General features: G+C 73.1%; 3 protein-coding genes. 1 reads left to right on the top strand and 2 read right to left on the bottom strand.

Going from position 1 to position 3,107, the window contains the following annotated elements:
- Nucleotides 1-51: 51 nt before the first annotated feature.
- Together ABD308_RS29635 and ABD308_RS29640 are read right to left on the bottom strand one after the other, a co-directional pair.
- Entirely contained in the window at nt 52-543 is a 492-nt protein-coding gene (locus ABD308_RS29635) for a ribose-5-phosphate isomerase (RefSeq protein WP_344341567.1), read from the bottom strand.
- 209 nt (nt 544-752) lie between these two features.
- On the bottom strand, nt 753-1,352 hold the full coding sequence (locus tag ABD308_RS29640; RefSeq protein ID WP_344341570.1) for a biotin transporter BioY: 600 nt from the start codon (nt 1,350-1,352) through the stop codon (nt 753-755).
- A 301-nt stretch (nt 1,353-1,653) separates the two neighbouring features.
- On the opposite strand from ABD308_RS29640, the gene ABD308_RS29645 reads away from it, so the two are divergent.
- Nucleotides 1,654-3,063 (top strand): amino acid permease, encoded by a 1,410-nt coding sequence (locus tag ABD308_RS29645; RefSeq protein WP_344341573.1) that lies wholly within the window; start codon nt 1,654-1,656, stop codon nt 3,061-3,063.
- Nucleotides 3,064-3,107: the final 44 nt, after the last annotated feature.

A 3,107-nucleotide genomic window follows, 5' to 3' on the forward strand; every position in this document is an offset into this window, starting at 1 on the left:
GCCGTCGGGGCGCGGCCGGCCGCTGGGAGGAGCCGGGACGGGCGGGAGGCGTCAGCCCTCCTGCTGCGGGTGGTGGGCCGGGATCGGCGGGAGCTCGCCGGTGGTCTCGTACACGCTGAGCATGTCGATCCGGCGGGTGTGCCGCTCGTCGCCGCTGTACGGGGTGTTGAGGAACACCTCGACGAACTTGGTGGCCTCCTCCTCGGTGTGCATCCGGCCGCCGATGGAGATCACGTTGGCGTTGTTGTGCTCGCGGCCGAGCGCGGCGGTCTGCTCGCTCCAGGCCAGCGCGGCGCGGACGCCCTTGACCTTGTTGGCGGCGATCGCCTCGCCGTTGCCCGAGCCGCCGATCACGATGCCCAGCGCCTGCGGGTCGGAGGCGGTGCGCTCGGCGGCGCGCAGGCAGAACGGCGGGTAGTCGTCGAGGGCGTCGTAGATGTGCGGCCCGCAGTCGACCGGCTCGTGGCCGGCCTCCTTGAGCCACTCCACGAGGTGGTTCTTCAGTTCGTATCCGGCATGGTCGGAGCCCAGGTACACGCGCATGCCCATGAGTGTGGCATGCCCGCACACCCGGGCTCCGCAGGGGGCGACGCGTTCAGCGGCTCCGGCCCCCGGGCCGGGTGAGCCGGAGGGGCGCGCCGGTGCCGAAAGGGAGAAGCGAGGACGACGCGACGCAGGAGCGGCGTTGGAGCGCCGACCGTCGGCACCAGGTCAGAGCGCCCCGCAGGCGCGCCCGGCCCGGGAGAGAAGCCTCAGCGGCGGCCGAGCAGCTTCCAGGCGACCGGCAGGGCGCCGGCGGCGAGGGCGGCCTTCAGGGCGTCGCCGACCAGGTACGGGTAGAGGCCGAGTTCGGCGGCGCGGGCCAGGGACACGTCGAGGGCGAACGCCAGGTAGGGCACGCCGACCGCGTAGATGGCGAGGCTGCCGAGGACCATCGCGGCGGCGGTGCGCGCCGGCGAGCGGTCGGCGCCGCGCCGGGCCAGCGCGCCGACCAGGCCGGCCGCCAGCACGAAGCCGATCGCGTAGCCGAGCGAGGGCATCGACCAGCCGGAGGAGCCCTCGGCGAACCACGGCACGCCCGCCATGCCGGCCAGCAGGTAGAGGCCGAGCGAGGCGACGCCGCGGCGGGTGCCGAGCGCGGTGCCGACCAGCAGGGCCGCGAAGGTCTGGCCGGTGACCGGCACCGGCGAGCCGGGGACGTTCACCGACAGCTGGGCGGCCAGGCCGGTGAGCGCGGCGCCGCTGGCGACCAGGGCGAGGTCGCGGGCCTGGGCGCCGAGGCGGGTGCCGGCGGCGGGCAGCAGGTCCGCGAGGACGGCGCGGCTCGGAACGGGGGTGCTGGCGGTGGCCATCGGGCTTCTCCTCGGCACGGTGGGGATCCGGACGATCGAAGGATCAGCGGATCAAGTGAGTGATCACTCTGAACCTACGCGGCGATCACCGCGAACACCGTCGGCGATCCGGACAAACCCCCGCCCGCCCTCCTTGTCGGGTCCCGACCCACCGGGGCGACGGAACGTGAGCGGGCGGGCCCGGAATGTCACGATGGGGTCCGCATGCTGATCCCCGACCGGGCATTCTTGGCATGCACAGCCGCATCCCCGGATATTGGACAGCTCGCACCGCATGTCGAACAGTCTGGATCCACCTCCCATGGCCCGCTCCTCCGCGTCCTCCGCGCCGCCCGGGACCACCCCACCCCCTCCCCCGGCCCCCGGCCAGCTCTCGCACGGGCTCAAGCAGCGCCACCTGTCGATGATCGCGCTCGGCGGCGTCATCGGCGCCGGCCTGTTCGTCGGCTCCGGCGCGGGCATCGCGGCCGCCGGGCCCGCCATCATCCTGGCCTTCGTGCTCTCCGGCCTGCTGGTCATGCTGATCATGCGGATGCTCGGCGAGATGTCCGCCGCCCGCCCGGCCTCCGGTTCCTTCTCCGTGCACGCCGAGAAGGAACTCGGCCCCTGGGCCGGGATCACCGCCGGCTGGATGTACTGGGTGATGCTCTGCTGCGGCGTCGCCGCCGAGGCCACCGCCGCCGGAAGGATCGTCAACGGCTGGATCCCCGGCGTCTCCGCCTGGATCTGGGTCGCCCTGTTCATGGTGTTCTTCTGCGCCAGCAACCTCACCGCGGTCAAGAACTTCGGCGAGTTCGAGTTCTGGTTCGCCGCCGTCAAGATCGCCGCGATCCTCGCCTTCCTGGTGCTCGGCGCGCTCGGCGTGGCCGGTGTGCTCGGCCCCGGCGCCCCCGGCACCACCAATCTCACCGGCCAGGGCGGCTTCCTGCCGAACGGCGTCAGCGGACTGATCGTCGGCCTGCTCGCCTCCGTCTTCGCCTACGGCGGCCTGGAGACCGTCACCATCGCCGCCGCCGAGTCCAAGGACCCCAAGCGCAACGTCGCCAACGCGGTGCGCACCGCCGTCTGGCGGATCGCGGTCTTCTACATCGGCTCGATGGCGCTGGTCGTCACCCTGGTCTCCTGGAAGGACCCGGCGGTCGTCGCCGACGGCCCCTACGTCACCGTGCTGCGCCACCTCGGGGTGCCCGCCGCCGGGACGATCATGCAGTTCGTGGTGCTGATCGCGCTGCTGTCCGCGATGAACGCCAACATCTACGGCGCCTCCCGGATGGCCTACTCGCTGGTCGGCCGCGGCCAGGGCCCGCGCGCCCTCGCCAAGGTGAGCGGCGGGGTGCCCCGGCGGGCCGTGCTGGCCTCCTGCCTGTTCGGCTTCACCGCCGTGCTGGCCGCCAAGTTCTGGCCGGACACCGTCTTCACCTGGCTGATGAACACCACCGGCGTCGCCATCCTGGTCGTCTGGCTGTTCATCTGCGTCGTCCAGCTGCGGATGCGCCGCCGACTGGAACGCGAGGCCCCCGAACTGCTCACCGTGCGGATGTGGGGCTTCCCGTACCTCACCTGGGTCGCGATGGCCGCCGTCGTCGGCATCCTCGCCCTGATGACCACCACCGAGGGCAACCGGCAGCAGCTGTACGCGGCCGGCGTGCTGGTCGCGCTGCTCACCGCCGCCGGCCTGCTCAAGCAGCGCCGGGACGCCGCCCGCGCCTGACCCGCCTTGGGGAAGCGCCGAGGGGGCCCGGCACCGCGCGGTGC

It is taken from the genome of Kitasatospora putterlickiae, assembly GCF_039527695.1.
GTDB lineage: Bacteria > Actinomycetota > Actinomycetes > Streptomycetales > Streptomycetaceae > Kitasatospora > Kitasatospora putterlickiae.